This is a genomic window from Aquimarina macrocephali JAMB N27 (assembly GCF_000520995.1).
GTDB classification, from domain to species: Bacteria; Bacteroidota; Bacteroidia; order Flavobacteriales; family Flavobacteriaceae; genus Aquimarina; species Aquimarina macrocephali.
In genome coordinates, this window is the sequence record NZ_JACA01000158.1 from 1 (window position 1) to 362 (window position 362).

1 protein-coding gene is annotated in these 362 nt (G+C 40.6%); it reads right to left on the reverse strand.

Features of this window, described 5'->3' with window-relative positions:
- Nucleotides 1–324 (reverse strand): Clp protease/crotonase-like domain-containing protein (locus tag Z054_RS29725; RefSeq protein WP_206538820.1); only part of this gene is annotated, 324 nt, incomplete at its 3' end.
- Nucleotides 325–362 lie beyond the last annotated feature (38 nt).

Consider the following 362-nt stretch of genomic DNA (forward strand, 5'->3'; position numbering starts at 1 on the left):
CTCTGTGATAATATCAGGTAATGTATCGGTATGCTGGGCGGTAAAAGAAGTGGATTGTGTTACAGAAGTAATCTCTCTCTTTGAATCAGTATTCTCTTGGTGAAAATTACTCTCAATCTGTTGTAGGGTATCTGATCTTCCCACAAATGTCTTTTCATGCATTGCCAACTCTCGGCTGTATGTTTCTTCTAATCTTCCTTTAAGATGTCCTGTCAACTGATCCTTGATCGCAACTAAACTACTGCGAGATTGTCTTGCTATCTGCCGGGCCAATGTAAGTGCTGCTGTGTAGATATTCTTTCTGGACAAAACAGGGAAGGACATTCCTTTTTCCTGTAACACCTTACCAGAATATTCCAACC